The following is a 19,479-nucleotide window of genomic DNA, read 5'->3' as shown; positions in this document are numbered from 1 at the left end:
ACTAGGCATTTTTTACGCCGCCAAATCTGCGGTCGCGATGCGCATAACGGTCGATCGACCTCCACAGCGCTTCGCGGCCGTAATCCGGGAAGAGTTCTGGCACAAAATCAAGCTCCGCGTAGGATGCTTGCCAAGGCAAAAAGTTGCTAGTGCGCTGCTCGCCGGAAGTGCGAATAACCAAATCACAATCTGGAATATCTGGATTATACAAGTGCTCAGCAATCATTTTTTCAGCGACACGATCGCCCTTAATTTTGCCATTTTGAATTTCTTTCGCAATTTGCGCACAAGCATCCGCAATTTCTGCACGACCGCCGTAATTTATGCAAAAAACAACGTCAATAGTTTTGTTGTTCTTGGTAATTTCCTGCGCTTTTTCCAACTCGTCAATAACAGACTTCCATAATCTAGGGCGCCTTCCTGCCCAACGAACGCGCACTCCCCACTCGTTCATTTGCGCAACTCTGCGGTGAATAATATCCCTAGAAAATCCCATTAAAAAGCGCACTTCTTGCGGCGAGCGCTTCCAATTTTCCGTGGAAAAAGTATACAAACTTAAATAACGCACTCCCGCTTCAATAGCGCCTGCAATAGTGTCAAAAACAACAGGCTCTGCGGCCTTGTGGCCTTCTGTTCGAATCATTCCGCGCTCTTTTGCCCAGCGACCATTGCCGTCCATAATCACGCCAACATGGCGAGGAACCTTACCCTTAGGAAAATCTGGTATGCGAGAAGGGTCGCTAAAAGGAGCCGCCGGAATATTAAGCGACGTATAATCCACGTTTTCAAAAGCCATACTTACGAATGTAACAACCCCATTGAACGAATAAGACACACATCTAAAACAGCGTATTTATAAAATACGCAATCATCTACATATTCATTTCTTCTCGCTTAGGGTTAAGGAACTTTGCCAAACCAAATTCTCTTAAAATTGCGGCTAAAATAATTGGCAAAATTGAAAGAGTTATAAATGTATACGCAAATTCTTCAAGATAGAAGTAAGAGATGCTTGAACCACTAATAATATCAAAAATAAGCATAATTATTACATAAGCAAAAGTAGAAATTAATACGCCAAGAATAGACCCGCCTATATTAGAACGTTTGCGAACAACAAACTGTCTTTGGAAAACCTCTAAAAGAATGATAAAAACCAATATTGAAATCATGTAAAAAATAAAATACTTTATATCGAAATAATTATGATTCCAAATGTGGTAAATAGCTTGAACAATAAACCAAACAATAGAAGATATAATAACAAAATTATTTTTACGAGCAACTTGTGCAAAACCCAATACTACCGCAAGTGGAATTAAATTATATGCAAAATAAAGCCATGCAGTGCTCAAGGAATAACCATAACCAAAAGTTTGAATTGGATGATCAAGAATAAGATATGTACCAATTGCAACAGCAATAGATAAAATAATTACTGAACCTATTTCTTTTTCGTTCCATTGTGAGCAAAAACTATTAAGAAGCTTTTCGCGCTCATTAAAACGATTATATAAGCTAGATTGAGCGTAACCTCTAGGCGCACCGTATTGCGGCATACCAGGCCCACCGTACTGCGGACCACCGTATTGCGGACCACCGTACTGGTTTACACCGTACTGAGACTGGGCGTAGCCTTGTGGATTTCCATTTTGCATCTGTGCGTAGCCTTGTGGGCTGCCATACTGCGGAGCACCATACTGTGAGCCATACTGCGGCTGAGCATACTGCTGCTGCGGCTGAGCATACTGTGGCTGGCCGTACTGAGTTTGAGAATACTGCGACTGCTGAACGTAAGTTTGTTGCGGCTGAGCATACTGTTGTTGAGCATACTGTTGTTGAGCATACTGTGGCTGCGCATACTGCTGCGGCTGCGTCGGCTGATATTGATTCTGTTGGTACTGATCCTGCTGGTACTGATTCTGCTGATACTGAGATTGATCATATTGCGGCTGATTGTACACATCAGATTGCTGATTTACATAAGATTGCGCGTTTTGAGAAGAATTTTCAGCATTATAAGAATTACTGTTCTCGCTATTAGTCTGATTATTCACAGCGTCAGAATTGTTATTAACGTCCATTTTGACTCTCTAGCTCTCGTAAAACAAACACTTAACGCTTATTCTACTACAGGAATAAAAAGTATAGTTTATTTTACACATTAATTGCTTCGTCATTCATTCACGTGAATACTCGCACGCTCTCCAAATGCGATATAACGCTCGCGCTATAAGCGCTCGCTTGCGAAACTCGCGTTGGAAGTCCACTGGACTTCCAACCTAAGCGAGTTTCCGCTCCGAGTTGCTTTCGCGCGCGCCGTGCTGCACTCAAACAGGTCGTCGCGCACGTTTGGAGCGCAAAACAGCCATAAACGCTCCAAATGCGAGATAAGTTAACCGCGATTGGAGCGCAAAAATATTGAAAATACTAAAATCTAACGAAAAATTACAAGCTAACTAATCAGAAATTAGTCCTATTGAACGAATTGGGCGCTCAAGATAATACTCCGCCCAAAGTTTTGCGCAAGAAAGAGTAGAAGAATCGATTGGCACGCCGTCAATAGAATGCCAATCGCCTTGCAAAAGTGCGAATAGTTGAAGACGCGTTTCGTCAGAACAAATAATAGATTCGGGCGTATGATCGCCAGCACACATAACGCCACCGGCAGAAGGAGAAAAGTAGCACAAATTTTCTTCTTTTCCGCAAACAACGCAAGTTTTTAAACGCGGAGACCAACCAGCCAAAGACATTGCGCGCAAAAGGTATGAAATTCCAATAGCATTCGGCGCATGCTTTCTGTTAGATAGCGACGACAAAGCAGCAGTAAGTAGACGATACTGCCCGGAAGTATCTTGATATTCACGCATATACTCATCCGTATACTCGTTGGAAACTAGAGCATCTGCAACTTCCAGCATAACGCTTGCATACTCATAGGACGTATAATCGGCACAAATCGAGCCAGCGTAGGCAGATATAGAAACAGCCTGAGATACAACATCCAAAGACTTTCCTTGCGCCAAAAGCACATCAACGCGCATAAGAGGCTCAAGTCGGCCACCAAAGCGCGATTTAAGACGACGAACTCCTTTTGCAACAGCACGAACTTTTCCATGCTGCTTTGTGAGCAAAACTACAATCCTATCTGCTTCACCCAAAGGAAAAGCACGAAGCACAACAGCTTCATCGCGATACAACGGCATAAATCAAACTGACAGTCTAAAATTATTGCAAATCTTAGCAAATAAAAGCGTTTACGCTAAGCCGTCGCTAGTATCGTCATTAGTATCGTCATTATCTGAATCATTATTGAAAGAAGTTGATTCATCAATATGACCGATTATTGGGAATGAAAGATCCGGAATATCCAAACTTAATGGCTTGCTAGGCTCTAAATGCGTAACTGGGATTTGCATAGAATCAGATGCACGCTTTGCAGGAGCTGCAGGCGGGAAAGATGGTATAGAAGACGCAGGTGCAGGCGCAGGTGCAGGTGCAGATTCAGCAGCTTCGTGCGTACGATGCGAAACCGGAGGGAAAGCAGGAGGCACGCTCGGCGGCATAGAAGTATTCGCAGCAGGCTTTGCAACTGGTTTCACAGCTGGCGGCAACGTTGGAGGCAAAGTATTAGAAGCAGAGGAATTATGCATTACTGTGGCACTTTGCAAAAGCTCATCGTTACTATCTTCATCTTCAAGATTTGCAGACTTGCTTTCTGCAGAATGAGCCGTAAAGATTGCACGCTCAGACTTATTTAGCGCTTCAAACGAATCACTAGAAGATTGATTATTGTAATCAACCGGAGCAAAAATGCTTTGCTTTTCGTGATCAGGAACATTAGGAACCAATTGAGAACGAGTAATCTTTGGCAAAACGTTTGAAGCTTCGCCCTTTTCTGCAGAAGAAGCTACAGAAGAAGCTACAGAAGAAGCACTAGACACCTTTGCTGCAGGAGCAAAAGATGGAGCGTTGGAAGCAGAAGAAGCAGCCGCAGCAGAAGCACGCTTATCTTCAGCAGCAGAAGCAGCAGCAATAGCCTCAACAAGAGTATGTCCTGAATAATCAGAATCAACGTACTTGTCTAAACGCTTAAGAGATTCCAAGCTACTTAACAAACGCACGCAAGCATTCAAGTAGTAATCAACCTGACGCTCATCATAACCATGTTTGCCAGTTTTTTGAGTGAAAATAACATTAGAAACATATGTGGAGTTGATGTCGTTCAAAGTATTTTCGTCGGTTTCCCACTCAAGCTCGTGACCAAGCATAAGCGCAATCTTATCTAAAGCTTGATCAACCATAATATCTACTTGCTTACGAGCATAAGATGGTCGACGAGAAGCACCGTTATCAAAACGTTCACGATAATCACGCTGAGCATGCTTCAAAAGCTTACGATACAACTCTTCGGCACGAGCTTTCCAAGCTACCCTACCGCACTCGGAAATCTCCTGCTCTGTGCATTTGTCAACAACTGCGCGCTCTAAGCGAGACAGTGCAGCATCAACCTGCCCAATAACATAACCATTGCGCTCTAAATCAAAAGAAACTTCTTGAATGTCTTGCTGAGTAAGTCGAGCCTCATCGCTTTCATACAAAGTGTGCGCACGCTCCAGAAAAGCATCTACCTGTGCGACGTTATATCCTAACTTACGCTTACCCACACGCTCCATTCCTGAAGCATTACGAGCGGTATCAGGTTTATGAGTCATCTACTATCGACCTCCTGAGCACATGTTTCCATTGAGTATACTCTACGCGATTGTTGAGACGCGCGCCACACGTTGCATTCGTACATACCTTCATGTATGTTTTTACTTTGTTGCAAACGGGCGATTAGCTCAGCTGGCTAGAGCGCCACCTTTACACGGTGGATGTCGGGGGTTCGAGTCCCTCATCGCCCACTTTCTGTTCGATTTGATTCTATTATTTAGATTTTTTTATTTAGATTCTCTTATTTTGTATTTATTTTGTATTTACATCTTTTGCGCTACAGCTTGGCAATTTATCTGCGCCACGGCCAGAACCTATAGATTTCAACGCTTTATAAGCTTCATCAATCGTACTAACTCGAACAACTCGCAAGCCTTGTGGAACATGACCAACTACTTCGTCGCAATTATCTTTGGGAGCTAAAAACCAGGTAGCACCATCTCGCTTAGCCGCAATCATTTTTAGACGAATACCGCCAATAGCTCCAATTTTCTTCGATTTTTCAATAGTTCCAGTGCCGGCTATAATTTTACCGCCAGTTTCGCTTTCAGGCGTAAGCTTATCTAAAATTCCAAGCGTATACATCATTCCTGCAGAAGGACCACCAACATCTTCAATATGCAAACGCAACTTCACACCCTTAGTATTAATTCCAAGATGCTTAGAGGCGTATTGTAAAGCAACGTTTTGCGCAACATCCTGCGAATTGTCCATTTCGTGTTCGGATTCTTTATCGTAATCATCTGCATTCTGGCCAACAGGAACAATTGCTTCGCGAGGAATTATCTCTTTTTGAGGATTCAGCCACGAAATAAGCGCGTAAAATGTTGAAACTTCATACCCTGGAACTCCAGAAGTATTAACAGTGAGCATTAATAATTTTCCGCTATCTTTATGCTTTGCATGATTTGAAAGTATTTGAATTACAGGAAGCTTTGAATTTCCAGAAACACCAAGCACATCCTGAGTAGGCCCCGGCTCTTCTACAACATACGCACTTGGTAGCATCAGCGCAATTAACGCAACTACTACGGCGAAAAATCCCGCAAAATAGCGCAAAGAATGTGAATCAATATACAAAATTAACTGCTTCGCAAATGTTAGCAATCTACCTGATAACCTACTAAATATGCGCAAACGTTTAGAAAAGCCAAGCATGTTTGTATCATTACACAAGCCCTATATAGATTAATTTAATTTTGTATTTGACTTATAATGCAAATAAAGCAAAATATAATGCATAAAACGTAATATATAAAACATATTTGCTTGAAACCGCAGCAAAAGGATGAACTCATGAACGATGATGCAATTCACCAGTGGCTTATTGAATGCTTTGGGCCAATACAAGGCGAAGAAGCATGGAAACAACTTGAACAACTTCCTTTTGAGTTGCGCGAACAACTCTTAAATCAGAATCCAGATAAGCTTCCTAAACCGGACGAAGTTCGTAGCATGATGCAAGCTTTCAGCGCGGGAGGACTAAATAATCCTAATGAAATGGAAGCAACACTTGAAGAAGGGCCAATTAACCAAAAACTTGCGCAATCAATTGCATTACAACGAGCAACCGGAGATCAAGGCAACGTAAATGCAGAAGTTGCTGACTCAGCTAGGCGTGCGCTAAGCCAAGCAAATTTGTGGCTAGATATTACGTGCAATTTCAACCCTGCTCCAGGAACACCAGCGGTACTTTCAAGAGCAGATTGGGTTGAAGGAACACTCGGATCATGGGTAAAATTCGCAAATCCTGTTGCAAAATCCGTGAACGAAGCGCTTACTTCTGTTATTGAGGAGAGATTGCGCGATGTGGACGATGCTGAAGTAAAAGGACTTTTTGCAGGAGTTGTGCCAATTCCGCTGCCTGAAGGAATGAATAATCCGTCGCAACTAATGAAACTACTCGGAAACACTTCCTTTGCTATGCAATTAGGTCAAGCTGCAGGCGCACTTTCGCACGAAGTACACGGAAGTTTTGATCAAGGACTTGCGTTATTGCAAAATCCTGCTGGAGGCTTAATTCCATACAACTGCATTGAATACGCAAAAGTGTGGGAGTTAGATATTACAGAAGTCATGAATTATTTGGCTTTGCGAGAAGCAGCTCACGCAAGACTATTCGCATCCGTGCCATGGCTTATGCCGCGATTTGAGTCGCTGATTATTAAGTACGCAAACGGAATAAACATTGATTTAGAGGCGATGGAAGAACAACTTCGCGACGTGGAAACTATGAATCCGGAAGCAATTTCGGGTGCTGTAAATTTGCAGAATATTGGTAGCAACGATTCTGAGGAGCAGCGTCAAGCATTGCACAGTTTAGAAACACTGCTTGCGCTTGTTGAAGGATGGGTTGATTGCGTTACTTGGCAGGCTGGAATGGCTCATATTGTGCATATTGAACAGTTGCGCGAAATGATGCGTCGCGAGCGCGCTGCAGGAGGCCCGGCAGAAGTGACTTTCGAATCGCTTTTGGGATTGAAACTTAGACCTCGCCGAATGAGAGAAGCAACTAAATTGTGGGAAAAGATTACGCAAGAGCGCGGAATTGATAAGCGAGATAGTTTGTGGAGTCACCCGGATTTGCTACCAACTTTGCAGGAAACTAGCGAAAACGCGAAGGAAGATGGTAGCGAATCTAATCATGAAAATAGTAGCAAAAGCGTGGATGCAAATAGCAGCGAAGTCTTAGATACTAGCTTAGGTACTAGCAGTAGCGAAAATTGGGATGCTGACTTTAGCAAGCTACTTGAGGAAGAAGAGCGCAAAAAGAAGCACGACGACGAAAACTAATCAACCGTGAGTAGTTTATGTCGCCTACGCGCGCAAATCCGACCAAAACAGCGCACGCGTGAGTAGTTTATGTCGCAAGATCAAGCCAAGAAGCGGCTAGGAGCGCGATTCATTCCCGCACTTCCCTCTTTTCGGCAAGCGTAAGACAGGTGAAGCGTTTTTTCAGCACGAGTCACAGCAACATACATAAGTCTGCGCTCCTCTTCTATATCTTCATCTGTAGAAGCCGAACCGAATGGTATTAAGCCTTCCGAGCAACCAACCACATAAACGTGCGCAAACTCCAAACCCTTAACTGCGTGAATAGTAGAAACCGTAACTGTTGAAATATCAAGCGTTTTAGAAGCATCACCCGCATCTAAAGAAGCCGGGGTTTGCACATCTTCCAGAACATTTCGCTGCCAGCCAACGTCTCTTCTCACTCGATACGGCATTTTGGCAAATTTCAAAGCTTTGCAAATAACCTGCTGCTGAGCGTTAGTGCGCGTTAGTATTGCGCAATCTCCAGGATTAGCAACGCCGCTTTTTACAAGCTTTGCAATTTGATTGACCACACCTAAAGCTTCATCAACATCAGTCGCAAAAACCTGCTGCGAAACACGAGTACCGCCTTTAGTAAGAGACTTAACTTTTACGTAGTCACGTTTATACGGCGAAGAAGCAAGCACGCGATTAGCAATACCAACTATGCGCTCTGTTGAACGATAATCCGTATTCAAACTAATATCGGCACTTATTGGAGCAAATTCTTGCGGAAAAGCTAACAAATCGTAGCTACTTGCGCCGGCAAACGAGTAGATAGTTTGAGCAGGGTCGCCAACTACGCAAATATCACGATTCTGCCCCATCCACAATCGCAACAATTCATGCTGTAAAGGAGACACATCCTGATATTCGTCGACTGTAATCCAACCAATTGATTGACGAATATGCCTAGAAGATTCCGGAAAATTTCGCAAAATATGACATGCAAGCAAAAGAATATCGTTAAAATCAATACAATTATGCGAATTTTTTTCTGTTTCGTAAGCTTCGTAAACGTCAACGAATTGCTGCGGTTCTAATCCTGCAGGAGGCAGGCGATGAGTTGCAGCACAAGCGCGAATATAATCATCCGGCGCAATAAGCGAAACTTTAGACCAGTTGATTTCCGCCAAAATATCTCGAGCTTGCAGCAAAGTTAAGCCATCAAAATCTGGGTAACGCTTAAGAGCTGCAGATATTATTTGCTTAGGATCTTCCATAATAGACGGAAAAGGCGCTGAACAAACTTCACTCCACACGCTACGAATCTGCTGCAATGCAGCCGAGTGAAAAGTTGCAACGCAACCAATATTTTTAACGCCAAGAGCCTCGATTCTAGAGCGCATTTCCGCAGCAGCTTTTACAGAAAAAGTAACTGCCAAAACTCTTTCAGCATCCCACTTACCGCTAGCGCAAGCATACGCAATTCGACGCGTAATAGTGCGCGTCTTACCAGCTCCAGCGCAAGCAATAATGCGCACCGGACCTTCTACTGCCGTTGCAGCTAAACGCTGCGAATCATCCAAACCATCTAAAAGAGCTTCTGGAGAAGGCACTTGCGAAAGTTTAGAAGAAGTCACTTGCGAGGTCACTTGCGAGGTTTCTGGCGAATAATTCATACCTACTATTGTGGCAGCAATAACGACGCTTGTGCAAGCTGAATAAAAACATGTGTATAACTTACGAAAAATTGGCAAAATTTCGGTGCTTTGTATTACTGTGGGAGTGTGACACAACTCAGTAGATTCAAGTTGGCAGCACTGGCATCTGCAGCCATGCCCGAAGTACAGTTTGCAGGAACGCGCCAAAGTGAGCAAGTTAATGCCACTGATACCGCGGCTGGAATTTCTCACGCCGTTGTGCAAGATGTTTCAGGTAAGCTTTATGACATTTTTATTAGTGCAGACAACAAGGGTCGCAAGCGCTTGCGCGACCGAGCTCGTGCAGCATGGACGCTTGAGCACAGCAAAGATTTAGCAGCTTTGGGATTTGCGTACGACACTATGCTTACGTTTATTCCAGGAAAACGCGAAGGCGAAGAAAACAATACTGCAACCGCGAATGCTGCAAATAATGCAGATAGCGCAAATCTTAAGCAGACTATGCAAATGTCTAGCATTATTTCCGACGAAAACAACGATGACACTGTGCTTATTTGCGAGCATCTTGAAGGAAGCGCGCGCGACTTGCGTCTTCTTACAACGGATGATTGCGCAAATGTTGGAACTGCAATCGGCGCAATTCACAGACTTCGACCTAGCTTCGTAACTCGCGGAAAATATCCTGCTTTTACTACTGGCCAAATTCGAGCACAGTTAACCGGTTGGATTAAAAGGCTTCGTCAAGCAGGTCACATTCCAACAGAAATTACGGACAGCTGGTCCAGAGTGTTGGAAACTGAAGGATTGTGGTCATTTGAAACATGCCCAGTACACGGCGGTTTTGTTGACGGAGATATTCTGTTTTCAGGATCTACTATTACTGCCGTAACAAATTGGCAGGGAATGCAAATTAACGATCCTGCTCGAGATTTGGCTTGGATTTTTGCAAAACTCAACGAACAGCGCAGAAACGCAGTACTTTCTGCATACGGCAGGATGATGGGATCTCGTCTCGATAGTTTGATTATGCTTCGCGCGAATTTGTGGCTGCAAATGGAACAAGTTGGAGATTTTATTCAGGCTTTGCAGCAAGCAGACACAACAAGTATTATGCGTTTTAAGGCGCAGGTGGAGCGTTTAGCGCACGAGCTTAGCCGTATTAGCAATGCTCAAGCCGCTAAAACTCACTCTGCTGGAAGCCCTGCTTCTACTATCACTGTTGGCACGCTTCTTGAAAACGACAACACAAAAAGTCGCCAAATTTTGCAAAATAATTCTTCTGAAAATGCTGCAAATACCGCAAATGCCTCAAATGCCTCAAATGGAGACGAAACCAATGAGCGCGATATTACGGTTGAAGGAAATGTTTCTAAAGATAGCGATCAGAACACAAAAGTCGCGCACGAAGCTGCCGAAAACGACGATACTCACGAGCGCACAGTTCAGTACGCTGTAACTAATTCTTCTAGCAACGAGGAAGCTGAAAAAGCTGCGCATATTGCGGACGATACGGCAACTCAAGTAATTACGCATGTTGAAGCTAAGTCTTCAAGTGATAATGCTGACGCTGCAGAAACTGAAGCAGAATCAGAATTAGAAGATGACGTTGCAAATGTTGAAGCAGCAGACGCTGAGTCAGAGACAGTTGCTGAGTCAGATACGAACACTGAAGAAGATGCAGACGCTGAAACAGATGCGAACGCTGAAAAAACTTCCGCACAAGAAGAAGACGATAAGCCAGAAACGGTTATTATTCCTCTTCGCGAGCGCGAAGAGCGAGCAAAGCGCGACGCTGAAGAAGAAAGTAGTTTATAGTACTTATAGGAGGACGGCATGCGAGTAGTGCTGGGATTAAAAAACGTTTCCGATTCAATTGATTTTGAAACAAACCAGAGCGCGGACGAAGTGCGCACAATTATTAGCGACGCAAAAGATATGCTTGAGTTTACTGATGTAAACGGTCGTACGATTATAATTTCAGCATCGTCATTGTCTTACGCGCTAATCGGCGACACTCCAAAGCATTCAGTAGGCTTCAGCGCCCTCAACTAAAAGATTTAGAGCTTATAGCCGCGGGAAAGTATTTCCGACACCACTTCGCGGCTAGTTGTTTCTTCACCCAGGCGGTTTGGTTTGCCTGATCCATGCCAATCCGAGCCGCCTGTTACAAGCAAATCGCACTTTTGTGCCAAATCAAGCAAACGCTGACGCTGATCTTTAGAATTTCCGCGATGATACACTTCCAAACCGTCAAGACCAGCTTTTGCAAACGATATAATCTGATCGTCTGAAAGAAGCACACGATTACGCGCAGGATCCGCCGGATGCGCAATCACAACAACTCCCCCAGCGTTCTTAACCGCATCAATAACCTCACGCACATTCGGCGAAGGCGTTGGAATATAGTATTTGCTTTGCGGAGAAACAGGGCCGGCAAAAGCCTCGGAGCGCGTGCGAAAAACGCCGGCTTTAACCAAAGCATCCGCAATATGCGGTCTGCCGATTGTGGTCAAATCACCAAGCTTAGCTTGAGCTAAAACATCATCCCAAGTAATTGGAAAATCGTTAGAAATGCGCTCAACCATGTGCTTTGTGCGCTCAAAACGATGCTTACGAGTAAGCTCAAACATGCTCACAATCATGCTATTTTGCGGATTGTACTGGTATGCGAGCATGTGCACATAAACTCCAGCATCTTGAGCAGTAATTTCCGAACCAAAAAGCACGGGCATATTCGAAACCTTAGCCGCGGCGCGAAAATCATCCCAACCTGCAGTAGTGTCATGATCGGTAATAGCAACTCCATGCAAACCAGCAAGCTTAGCTTGCATAATCAAATCTTCTGGAACGGCAGTGCCGTCAGAATAAACGGTGTGACAGTGCAAATCCCAGCGTTCGTGCGCAGCCAGCGTAAGATGCGTGCTACTAGCATTCGCATAATCAAATGCGTCGCATTGTTCGTTGCTATTTTCGGTCATATAATCATCGTAAACTGTGCTATGTAAAGAGAAATAAATACGCACTCATAATCATTCGCTATTATTTGCTATTATTCCCATTGTTAATAATTCGTTATCGGTAAATTTTAGGAGCGTAAATGGAGCAGACCAGCACGGCGCAAGAAGAATACGAAACAACACTGCGCGGATGGAGACACTCCTCTTTGTGGACTTACGGCATAATGCTGTTCTTTTCCGCAGTGGCGCTTATAACATCGCTTATTCTTTCCGCAGAAACGCTTGCTTTGGCGCGCGCACCGAAAAAATTACTTAGCTGCGACTTTAACACCGTTGTCTCCTGCTCTCGCGTTTCACAAGCTTGGCAGGCAGAAATTGTGAAATTCGGCGAATTAAGCTTCCCAAACGCATTCTTTGGAATTGCTGCAGAAAGCGTGTTCGTAACACTTGCTGTTATTGGAATGATTCGCGTTTGCGTGCCGCGCTGGTTCGCAATCTGCATTTGGATTGGCGGATTATGCGCGCTCGCCTACTCTTACTGGCTGTTCTCACAATCTATGTTCGTGATTCACGCGTTATGCCCGTGGTGCATTGTGCTCATGTTCTCCACAACAATGCAATTTATGTCGTTGACACACGCAAGCGTAAGCTCGCAAAAACTACTTGTTAAGCGTTTTACGTGGGTTGAAAGCTATTACCGTTTGCGATACGACCTACTAGTTGACGTGCTATGGATTGCGGCGTTAGTTACGCTGATTTTAAGCCAGTATGCAAAAGTAATTTTTTAGTAAAATACTAAAGCTCAAATATAAGACTACTTACACAAGCTTTTTGCAAGTTGCTGCATGCGCTCGCTAGTATCCGAATTAGTAAGCGTAATTGAGCCTTCCTGAGAATCGCTTGCAAGCTCATTATTAAGTTCCAATATTTTGCGCAAATGATTGATAGTTCCTTCGTTACCGTCAACAATATTCGTGCGCACAGGCAAAAATTCGCGGAAATAATCGCGGTAGAACACAAAATGAGTGCAGCCAAGCACAACCGAATCAATACTTTCTAAATCATACTCGTCGAAATACTTGTGAAGAGCTGCAAAAACCGTATTGCGATTATTAAGCTCCCCACGCTCAACAATACGCACTAAATCGGGGCAAGCTTGAGAAAAAATCGTATGATTTTTAGAAAAACGCTGCAGCAAATCCGCAAACTTATGCTCGCGCAAAGTAAGCTCAGTTGCGGCCACAATTACGCGCTGAGACTCGCCTTTCCCTAAATCGCAAGCTAATTTAAGCGCCGGCTCCATACCTATGATCGGTATGCTGTAGTTCGCGCGCAAATCGTTCACAGCTGCGGAAGTGGCGGTGTTGCAAGCAATTACGATGGCTTTTACATTTAAGCTAACGAATCTCTCAACGATTGCAAAGCTTAGCTTTTTAACTTCCTCGGGAGTTTTAATGCCGTATGGAGCGTTGGCAGAGTCGCCAAAATAGATGATTCGCTCATGCGGAAGAGCAGCATGCAACTGACGAGCTACGGAAATGCCTCCAAGCCCCGAATCAAAAACGCCAATTGCTGCCGACGATGCCATAGACTACCTCCTAAAAACGCTTACGATTCTAATGGCGAGCCTCAACATACTAGGAAAACATACTACGAAATATATTGAATGCTGCCATTTCTAATTATGGCAACTTCGCTAGCAACTTCTTGCACAACGCCAATATCATGAGTAATAAACAAGCATGCGTAACGGTATTTTTGTTGCAAATCATGTAATAAGTTAAGTACACAACGTTGCACTGTTACGTCAAGCGCAGAAGTCGGCTCATCCGCAATAAGCAGAGAAGGCTGTAAAATCAACGCTCGCGCAATACCTACGCGCTGTCGTTGACCTCCGGAAAGCTCGTGAGGGAAACGGCTTGCGAATTCAACTGGCACTTGTACTTGATTAAGCATTTCTTCAACGCGCTCTAAACGCTCATTGGCATCAAGATTCGTGTGTAAAAGTAACGGTTCTGCAATACTCCAGCCAATGGTTTTACGCGGATTTAGTGCGGAACCTGAATCTTGAAAAACGTATCCAATTCGCGATAATGCTTGGCGGCGAGCTTTACTGTTTAATCTGTTTAAGTTTTCGCCATTAAGTAGCACTAATCCTGAATTTGGTTTGATTTGCCCAGAAATAAGCTTTGCAATAGTGGTTTTTCCAGCTCCAGACTCCCCGACTAAAGCTAGTGTAGAACCAGAGTTAATGCGCAAGTTTGCGTTAGCGAGAGCAAGCTTATTTGAATCTTTGCCAAAACGAGCATGCGAATACTTCACACTTACGCCTTGAACTTCAACTACTGGAGATTCAGATCCTGGAGATTCAGAAATATTTTTAGCAATATTCTTAGCAATCGCTTTTGCTACTTCTTCTATACTTTCATAAGAATCACCACTTGAAGCATATTGCATATCAAATTTAGGAACCGATTCCAGCAAAGTGCGCGTATATTCGTGCTTAGGATTCGCAAAAATATGCTGAACTTCGCCAGATTCAACAATATTCCCGCCTTGCATTACATACATTTCATCCGCGAGCGCGCGCACAACACTCATATCATGCGTAATAATTAACACAGCAAGATGTAATTTCTCCGACAAATTACGTATAAGACGTAAAATATCTCGTTGCGTAGTGATGTCGAGTGCTGTTGTAGGCTCGTCCGCAATCAAAACTTGTGGACGATTTATTAAAGCCATAGCAATCATCGCACGCTGGAGTTGGCCGCCAGAAAGCTCATGCGCGTACGAACGATACACGCGCTCAGCATCACTCAACTCAACCTCTAAAAGCTGCGAAATCACACGCTTCTTACACTCTCTTTGGCTAAGTTTTCCTGCTTTTTCGGGATGATATATTAGCGCTTCTTCTATCTGCTTACCAATTGTTTTAACAGGATTAAACGCGCTAGACGGCTCCTGAAAAATCATGCCAATCATTCCACCGCGAATCAGATCGTAAGGCGCATTTTCGCTTAGTAAATCTATGGCAGATTCGTTGGCATAAGTAGCGTTAAGAAGCGCGCTTCCTTCAACTTTCGCAGAGTCTGAAAGCAAACCCATAAGAGCCAGCGCAGTAAGCGACTTTCCGGAGCCGGACTCACCCACTAAAGCCGAAACTTCGCCCGCACTCATACGTAACGATATATCTCGCGTAATTTGACGGCCGCCAATCGAAATCGACATTCCGTCGACACTTATAACAACTTCTTCTTTCGCACCAGTCACACCTAATCACCTCTTCAAAGATACAGCGGCATAATTTGGGTACGCAGGGAAACTTCCGATGTAGAAATTCTCCACGCCACTTCCGTGAATAAACGTATTATGCGAGTAAATAAGCGGCACAACCGGCGAATCAGCCATAATAGTGCGGTCTGCTTGCTGCCACAATTTTTCCGCTTCGTGCGAGTCAACAGTTTGTATTGCTTTTCTAAGCAGGGCATCTACTTTAGGATTTTCGTAGCGAGAAATATTCCAGTTACCGCCACCAATTTGCGAAGAATCAAAAAGCGGTCCCAAATTCGCAAAAGCAGAAGGAAAATCAGGCTGCCACGAAGCCAAAGCCAAATCGTAATCTCCGGAATTTGACGTAATTGCATCCGTAAAGTTTACTGCGTCAACAGTTTTAATCGTCACTTTAATACCAGCTCGCTTTAAACTTGATTGCACAGAAGATGCCACTTGCGTTTGATCCGGACGAGCAATCAGAATCAATTTAATATCAGTTTTACCTGATTTTTTCAACAGTTGTTTAGCTTTCTCAACGTCTCCGCGTGGATCTGTAGCATACAAATTAAACTGCTTTCGACCAGAAATACCAGGCGTAATAAGCGTTGTTGCAAAACCTCCAGCAATTTCGCCGCCCTTCGCCGTGCGGTACGACTGCTTATCAACAGCATACTGAATCGCTTTTCGAACATTGATGTCCGTTATTCTGCGCGTATTCATAGCCAAATATTCAAGAGCACCGTCACTACTTGTAATGAGCAAGCTTCGTGACTTAGGGTTTGCTTGAGCCTGCGCAAGCTGAGCAGGCGGCACGAAATCAGCCAAAAATGCGGATTTTGTATCCGAATTTCCTTGAATCATCGACTGAGCCGCAACAGTAGCATCCGAACCAAGCTTCCAAACAATCTCATTAGGACCGGCTGTGCGAATGCTGTCAAGCTTTGAATCCCAATACTTATTACGCTGCATAACAACTTTTTTGCCGACTTCGTTTTGCACAATTCGGTATGGTCCGGAAGCTTTAGGATGCTTTGAATACGTTTGCGCGTCGCCAGAATTCGCTGGAACTGGCACAAATGCTGCCAAAGACGCAACCCAAGGCCAATCTGCAAACGGAGCTTTTAAGTGGAAAATAATAGTTTGATCGTCTGGAGTTTCAATGGAATCAAGCGACTTTCCACTAAAAGGACCGTCATAATTTTCTCCACCAACAAGAAGAGTCTTATGGTAGCTAAAACCGCCGCTTAAAGAATCAGCAAAAGAGCGCTCAATGCCGAATTTAATATCGCGCGAAGTAATCTCACTTCCATCTTCGTACTTGACACCCTTCTTAAGCGTGTACTTCCAAGTTTTGCCGCCGTCACTTGTGGTGCCGGTATCCGTTGCTAAATCTGGAACAACGCGCGTTTTGTCGACTGAATTTGGACTCACTTTCCAAGTTGTAAGCGCGCGGAATATGAAATTATTCGACGTAATCGGCAAACCTTGGCTGCGAGCTGGATCGAAATTCATATTGGTATTCGACGTAAATACCGTAAGACTTCCACCTTTTTGCGGATTGGAATTTAGCACGGAAGCGTTGGTAACGCTAGATTTTGTAGAGCTGGCACTTCCGCAAGCAGAAAGTGAAAGTAACGAGAGTAGCGAAATCGGAAGCAACGAAAAAGCTGCAAGCGCCGCAACAAACTTCTTCGAAATTGCAGTCACGCTTGAAGTTACGACTGAAGTTATGCCTGAATCTTTGTTTGTATTTTTATTTGTAGTTTTAGTTGTAGTTTTAAAAGTGAACATAATAATCCCCTTATATTTATTAGTATTTTTTTGAATTTGTAATTTGACTCTTCAAAATGTCAACTATCGACTTAATCCCGATTTTTTCTTTACGTGCATGTACAGAAAAAATCGTTTTTTAGCGAGATTTCGTTATTTTCTTTACACAGCAGTAAAGAAAATGTCGCTTATGAAGCTTTTGAAGAGTTATGTTAATTTATGAGCACGCGAATCCACTAACAGACTGCGGCACGAGGATCGACGAAACGATAACAGACGTCAACCACAAGATTCGCAACAATCACAAGCGCAGCCGCAAACAGCGTCACACCAACCAGCACTTGCAAATCAAGATTTTTCACCGAATCAAGAAGCAGCGAACCCAAACCTTGCATAGAGAAAACGCTCTCAGTTATTACAGCACCACCAAGCAAACCGCCCAAATCCAAGCCAAACATAGTCAGCACAGGAAGCATCGCATTAGGCATCGCGTGACGCGTTATAGCTTTCGAACGCGGCATGCCCTTAGCTAAAGCAGTACGCATATAATCCTGCTGCAACTCGTCAAGCATGTGAGCGCGAGTAAGTCGCGTATAGTATGCCGCGTTAAGAAGCGCCAAAACAAGCCACGGAAGAAGCAAATGCTGAAGCCAATCTAAAGGACTTTCCGCAAAACTTACGTAACCACCCGTAGGAAAAATCGGCAAATAAACTGCAAAAGCAAGTATTGCAAGCATTCCAATTAAATACGCTGGAGATGAAATCCCTACAGACGAAAGCGCTCGAAGCGCGCGGTCAATAAAAGATCCTTCTTTTGCAGCAGAAATAACTCCAGTTGCAACGCCCACAGTAAGCCAAAGAACCGCAGCACCAGTTGCCAACGAAGCAGTTACCACGAAACGACTCATAATAAGATTAGTTACAGGCTCGTTTAGCGTAAACGACCATCCTAAGCATGGACCAGCGCACACGATAGTAGCTCCAGAACTATCTGTGAACTTGCGCCCGAAGAATATGCCACGAATATAACTGCCAAGTTGCTCATACCATGGCGCGTCCGTGCCCATAAATGCGGAAACTCGTGCCAAACGTTCAGGAGTGCACGGCTTTCCGCAAGCAAGTTGCGCAGGATTGGCAGGAAGCATAAAGAAAATAAGGAATAGCACTACTGCAATCAGCGTTAAAACAAGTATTGCGCTTGCTGCGCGCTTGCCAATAAAAACAAGAAAATCGGAAATATTGCCGATTATTCGCGAATTAGCAGCAGATTTATTAATGCTGATTTTCGGTGTATTGATTATATTTTGTTGCGCACTTTGCGCATTCTGCGTATTTTGAGTATTTTGAGTATTTTGCTTGTTACTCATTCCGTCACCGCCTTTTTGGAAGCTCGCGGCTGAAGAGCACTAGCCAAACCGTCGCCAACAAGATTAAAGCCGAAAGTAAGCAAGAACAGCGCAACTCCAGGGAAAAGAAGATACCAAGGATCAACCAAAACCCACTGAACTGCATCCGCAATAGCGCGTCCCCACGAAGGCGAAGGCGGATTCATGCCCACACCAAGGAACGACAACGCAGCCTCCGCTCCAATGCGACCAGGAATAAGAAAAGTCACATTCACCAAAAGAAGAGGCAACATATTCGGCATTATCTGCTCACGCAAAATATGCCATGTGTTCGCACCCATTACGTAAGAAGCCACAGTGAAATTGCGAGATTTTAACGAAAGCGTTTGCGCTCTAACCAAACGAGCGATGCTTGGCCAGCCAAAAAAGCCTAAAACAAGCGTTAGCAGAATCGGCCGCGGGAAATTTTGCGGCACAACTGCAGACAGCGCAATCGCAAAAATCAGGAATGGAAAACCGAAGAACACATCCATCGTGCGCGAAAGCAAAGTGTCTGCGAAACCACCGAAGTACCCTGCAATCATGCCGATTAGAATGCCAAGAAATAGCGAAATTACAGTAGAAGCAATGCCAATCCCAAGAGAAACGCGTGCTCCATGCGAAATAATCGCGAAAATATCAAGACCACGAAGCGGAGTTACACCGAACCAATGTTGGAAACTAATACCCCCCTGGCCTACTGGAACTGAGTTGGAATCTAATATTTCCGGATGCTCAGAGTAAGGATTATTGCCAGTAATTGTTGTAAAAACGTCGGCAAAAATAGCCAAAATCGCAAAAATAGCAATAATTACAGTTCCAGCAACAATGCCGGTATTAGTTCTTGCAAGAACGGTGACGCCAGATGAATCACGCTTATAGCGTGAACGAAATACACCGACCCTTCTCATCTTTACTCATTTCGTCACCTGCACTTTCTTTTTGAATATCATGCAA

At 44.0% G+C, this 19,479-nt stretch carries 17 protein-coding genes and 1 tRNA gene; 6 read left to right on the top strand and 12 right to left on the bottom strand.

Annotated elements, in window-relative coordinates:
• Position 1: 1 nt before the first annotated feature.
• Together HXT33_RS01885 and HXT33_RS01880 are read right to left on the bottom strand one after the other, a co-directional pair.
• Entirely contained in the window at positions 2-796 is a 795-nt protein-coding gene (locus HXT33_RS01885; protein ID WP_421787344.1) for an isoprenyl transferase, read from the bottom strand.
• Between the two features lie 76 nt (positions 797-872).
• Complete coding sequence (locus tag HXT33_RS01880; RefSeq protein ID WP_421787342.1) at positions 873-1,658, bottom strand: hypothetical protein; 786 nt, start codon at positions 1,656-1,658, stop codon at positions 873-875.
• A 44-nt stretch (positions 1,659-1,702) separates the two neighbouring features.
• Here HXT33_RS01880 and HXT33_RS01875 point away from each other — a divergent pair, with 44 nt between their 5' ends.
• Entirely contained in the window at positions 1,703-2,044 is a 342-nt protein-coding gene (locus HXT33_RS01875) for a hypothetical protein (protein WP_375169011.1), read from the top strand.
• A 415-nt stretch (positions 2,045-2,459) separates the two neighbouring features.
• Here the strand turns inward: HXT33_RS01875 and recO are convergent, their stop codons facing one another.
• The gene (gene recO / locus HXT33_RS01870; protein ID WP_421787340.1) at positions 2,460-3,206 is read right to left on the bottom strand and encodes a DNA repair protein RecO; all 747 of its coding nucleotides are present in this window, start codon (positions 3,204-3,206) and stop codon (positions 2,460-2,462) included.
• Between the two features lie 51 nt (positions 3,207-3,257).
• Positions 3,258-4,715, bottom strand: a complete 1,458-nt coding sequence (locus HXT33_RS01865) for a DivIVA domain-containing protein (protein WP_421787338.1) — start codon at positions 4,713-4,715, stop codon at positions 3,258-3,260.
• Between the two features lie 118 nt (positions 4,716-4,833).
• Here HXT33_RS01865 and HXT33_RS01860 point away from each other — a divergent pair.
• A tRNA-Val gene (locus HXT33_RS01860) sits at positions 4,834-4,907 on the top strand.
• Between the two features lie 61 nt (positions 4,908-4,968).
• Here HXT33_RS01860 and HXT33_RS01855 read toward each other — a convergent pair.
• Complete coding sequence (locus tag HXT33_RS01855; RefSeq protein WP_004134554.1) at positions 4,969-5,874, bottom strand: YlbL family protein; 906 nt, start codon at positions 5,872-5,874, stop codon at positions 4,969-4,971.
• A gap of 138 nt (positions 5,875-6,012) precedes the next feature.
• On the opposite strand from HXT33_RS01855, the gene HXT33_RS01850 reads away from it, so the two are divergent.
• Positions 6,013-7,509, top strand: coding sequence for a zinc-dependent metalloprotease (locus HXT33_RS01850; RefSeq protein WP_004134553.1), 1,497 nt, complete (start codon positions 6,013-6,015; stop codon positions 7,507-7,509).
• 80 nt (positions 7,510-7,589) lie between these two features.
• Here HXT33_RS01850 and HXT33_RS01845 read toward each other — a convergent pair whose 3' ends face one another.
• Positions 7,590-9,152 carry an ATP-dependent helicase gene (locus tag HXT33_RS01845; RefSeq protein WP_004136253.1) on the bottom strand — a complete coding sequence of 521 codons (1,563 nt, stop codon included), beginning with the start codon at positions 9,150-9,152 and terminating at the stop codon, positions 7,590-7,592.
• A 156-nt stretch (positions 9,153-9,308) separates the two neighbouring features.
• On the opposite strand from HXT33_RS01845, the gene HXT33_RS01840 reads away from it, so the two are divergent.
• Together HXT33_RS01840 and HXT33_RS01835 are read left to right on the top strand one after the other, a co-directional pair.
• Complete coding sequence (locus HXT33_RS01840) at positions 9,309-10,949, top strand: phosphotransferase (protein ID WP_421787645.1); 1,641 nt, start codon at positions 9,309-9,311, stop codon at positions 10,947-10,949.
• Positions 10,950-10,967: 18 nt separating this feature from the next.
• A complete protein-coding gene (locus tag HXT33_RS01835) occupies positions 10,968-11,186 on the top strand; it encodes a DUF3107 domain-containing protein (RefSeq protein ID WP_004136251.1) in 219 nt (72 codons plus the stop codon).
• 5 nt (positions 11,187-11,191) lie between these two features.
• On the opposite strand, the gene HXT33_RS01830 is transcribed toward HXT33_RS01835, so the two are convergent.
• Positions 11,192-12,112, bottom strand: a complete 921-nt coding sequence (locus tag HXT33_RS01830) for a PHP domain-containing protein (protein ID WP_421787335.1) — start codon at positions 12,110-12,112, stop codon at positions 11,192-11,194.
• 119 nt (positions 12,113-12,231) lie between these two features.
• Here HXT33_RS01830 and HXT33_RS01825 point away from each other — a divergent pair, with 119 nt between their 5' ends.
• Positions 12,232-12,879 (top strand): vitamin K epoxide reductase family protein, encoded by a 648-nt coding sequence (locus HXT33_RS01825; protein ID WP_421787333.1) that lies wholly within the window; start codon positions 12,232-12,234, stop codon positions 12,877-12,879.
• Positions 12,880-12,905: 26 nt separating this feature from the next.
• Here the strand turns inward: HXT33_RS01825 and murI are convergent, their stop codons facing one another.
• The 5 genes from murI to HXT33_RS01800 form a co-directional block, all read right to left on the bottom strand.
• A complete protein-coding gene (gene murI / locus HXT33_RS01820; protein ID WP_421787331.1) occupies positions 12,906-13,679 on the bottom strand; it encodes a glutamate racemase in 774 nt (257 codons plus the stop codon).
• A 62-nt stretch (positions 13,680-13,741) separates the two neighbouring features.
• On the bottom strand, positions 13,742-15,364 hold the full coding sequence (gene nikE, locus HXT33_RS01815; RefSeq protein WP_421787329.1) for a nickel ABC transporter ATP-binding protein NikE: 1,623 nt from the start codon (positions 15,362-15,364) through the stop codon (positions 13,742-13,744).
• 6 nt (positions 15,365-15,370) lie between these two features.
• A complete protein-coding gene (locus HXT33_RS01810; protein WP_421787327.1) occupies positions 15,371-17,158 on the bottom strand; it encodes an ABC transporter substrate-binding protein in 1,788 nt (595 codons plus the stop codon).
• 215 nt (positions 17,159-17,373) lie between these two features.
• Positions 17,374-18,504 (bottom strand): ABC transporter permease, encoded by a 1,131-nt coding sequence (locus tag HXT33_RS01805; protein ID WP_421787325.1) that lies wholly within the window; start codon positions 18,502-18,504, stop codon positions 17,374-17,376.
• A complete protein-coding gene (locus HXT33_RS01800; protein ID WP_004136239.1) occupies positions 18,501-19,433 on the bottom strand; it encodes an ABC transporter permease in 933 nt (310 codons plus the stop codon). Before HXT33_RS01800 ends, HXT33_RS01805 begins: the two co-directional genes overlap by 4 nt.
• Positions 19,434-19,479 lie beyond the last annotated feature (46 nt).

This window comes from Gardnerella sp. DNF00753 (genome assembly GCF_049244275.1).
GTDB lineage: Bacteria > Actinomycetota > Actinomycetes > Actinomycetales > Bifidobacteriaceae > Bifidobacterium > Bifidobacterium greenwoodii.
The sequence above is the reverse complement of the archived record's forward strand: the minus strand, read 5'-3'. Positions and strand labels throughout refer to the sequence as shown.

Bases quoted from the DNA above. Each gene is read 5' to 3' on its own strand.
- HXT33_RS01885 (WP_421787344.1), bottom strand. From the start codon at position 796: ATGGCTTTTGAAAACGTGGATTATACGTCGCTTAATATTCCGGCGGCT.
- HXT33_RS01880 (WP_421787342.1), bottom strand. From the start codon at position 1,658: ATGCAAAATGGAAATCCACAAGGCTACGCCCAGTCTCAGTACGGTGTA.
- recO (WP_421787340.1), bottom strand. From the start codon at position 3,206: ATGCCGTTGTATCGCGATGAAGCTGTTGTGCTTCGTGCTTTTCCTTTG.
- HXT33_RS01865 (WP_421787338.1), bottom strand. From the start codon at position 4,715: ATGACTCATAAACCTGATACCGCTCGTAATGCTTCAGGAATGGAGCGT.
- HXT33_RS01855 (WP_004134554.1), bottom strand. From the start codon at position 5,874: ATGCTTGGCTTTTCTAAACGTTTGCGCATATTTAGTAGGTTATCAGGT.
- HXT33_RS01850 (WP_004134553.1), top strand. From the start codon at position 6,013: ATGAACGATGATGCAATTCACCAGTGGCTTATTGAATGCTTTGGGCCA.
- HXT33_RS01845 (WP_004136253.1), bottom strand. From the start codon at position 9,152: ATGAATTATTCGCCAGAAACCTCGCAAGTGACCTCGCAAGTGACTTCT.
- HXT33_RS01840 (WP_421787645.1), top strand. From the start codon at position 9,309: ATGCCCGAAGTACAGTTTGCAGGAACGCGCCAAAGTGAGCAAGTTAAT.
- HXT33_RS01835 (WP_004136251.1), top strand. From the start codon at position 10,968: ATGCGAGTAGTGCTGGGATTAAAAAACGTTTCCGATTCAATTGATTTT.
- HXT33_RS01830 (WP_421787335.1), bottom strand. From the start codon at position 12,112: ATGACCGAAAATAGCAACGAACAATGCGACGCATTTGATTATGCGAAT.
- HXT33_RS01825 (WP_421787333.1), top strand. From the start codon at position 12,232: ATGGAGCAGACCAGCACGGCGCAAGAAGAATACGAAACAACACTGCGC.
- murI (WP_421787331.1), bottom strand. From the start codon at position 13,679: ATGGCATCGTCGGCAGCAATTGGCGTTTTTGATTCGGGGCTTGGAGGC.
- HXT33_RS01810 (WP_421787327.1), bottom strand. From the start codon at position 17,158: ATGTTCACTTTTAAAACTACAACTAAAACTACAAATAAAAATACAAAC.
- HXT33_RS01805 (WP_421787325.1), bottom strand. From the start codon at position 18,504: ATGAGTAACAAGCAAAATACTCAAAATACTCAAAATACGCAGAATGCG.
- HXT33_RS01800 (WP_004136239.1), bottom strand. From the start codon at position 19,433: ATGAGAAGGGTCGGTGTATTTCGTTCACGCTATAAGCGTGATTCATCT.